Source organism: Nocardioides sp. NPDC023903, from assembly GCF_040639295.1.
Taxonomy (GTDB): Bacteria; Actinomycetota; Actinomycetes; order Propionibacteriales; family Nocardioidaceae; genus Nocardioides.
This window is the reverse complement of sequence record NZ_JBEZZS010000135.1, coordinates 1-1,000: the sequence shown is the minus strand read 5'-3', so window position 1 is coordinate 1,000 and position 1,000 is coordinate 1. Positions and strand designations below refer to the sequence as shown.

Below are 1,000 nucleotides of genomic sequence, written 5' to 3'. Positions count from 1 at the left end.
ACGGCGGAGGCGTGTTCGTCGTGCATGACCGCCTCGTCGACCAGGGTGTCGCCGAAGCCGGCGCGGTAGTCGTCGCGGAACTGCAGGAATCCGGCCAGGGTGTTGAGCATGGGCGTGGGAATCACCAGCGGTGATGCCGCGTCGTAGTCGACGGTCGCGGACGCGGCGGGCGCTGGTTCGTCGTCGCGGACCGTCCACACGAATCCGGCGATTGCGGTCGCTATCGCGAGTGCGATGACTACCAGCCGAGTGCGGTCGGGGTGGATGCGCGGCTTGCTCGGCGCGGACGGTCGCTGCTGGAGATCCGCCACCAAAGTGGACAAATCGCCCAGAGTCCGTGCTTCCGTGGCCAATTCGACCAGTGCGGCGTGTTCGTCGGCATCGAGTTGGCCGTCGGCGTGTGCCGTATCGAGCGCGTCGACGGTCTCGGCGCGGTCCGCCGACCTCGCTCTCGTGTCGGCCGGATACCGTTCGGGGGCGCGTCGGCGCGGGCGTTCAGCGGCAGTGTCGCCGCCGAAAACCGCAGGTGACTGCAGGTCGGCGACCAGCCGGGCGAGCTCACCGAGTGTGCGCGAGCCGTTCGCCTTCGACACGCGGTCGTGGTACTCCTGCGCGCCGAGCTGGCCCTCGGCATAGGCCGCGTCAAGCACGGTCGACGCCTGGGCGCGATCGATGTCACGTGCGCGCAGCGCCGAATCGACGGCTGCCCCTCGCTGTCCGGATCCAGTCATGGCCGTGGGTCACCTCACCTGCGAAAACACCAGGATGAACCCCGGTATCGGGAGTTTAGTCCGGGGGATCGGATCAAACGATGCCGTGGGCACGCGTATCCGAACCCCGCTACTCTGGTGATCGTGCGAATTCAGCGGCAGGTGGTGGACTATGCGCTTCGGCGCAGGTCCCTGCTGGCCGATGTCTACGCGGGGCGGGTCGGCGTCGCCGAGGTGCCCCCGAGGTCCTCGCCGGCCTCAAGCACGCCTTCATGGCCGACGGCACCGAC

The 1,000-nt window shown here is 68.6% G+C and carries 2 protein-coding genes; one reads left to right on the top strand and one right to left on the bottom strand.

The features are described from left to right. The coding region (locus AB0F44_RS30495) for a DUF1707 domain-containing protein (RefSeq protein WP_357361145.1) at nucleotides 1–731 on the bottom strand (731 nt) is incomplete at its 3' end. A 117-nt stretch (nucleotides 732–848) separates the two neighbouring features. On the opposite strand from AB0F44_RS30495, the gene AB0F44_RS30490 reads away from it, so the two are divergent. Continuing rightward, a partial coding sequence (locus tag AB0F44_RS30490) for a DUF5318 family protein (RefSeq protein WP_357361146.1) occupies nucleotides 849–1,000 on the top strand: 152 nt, incomplete at its 3' end.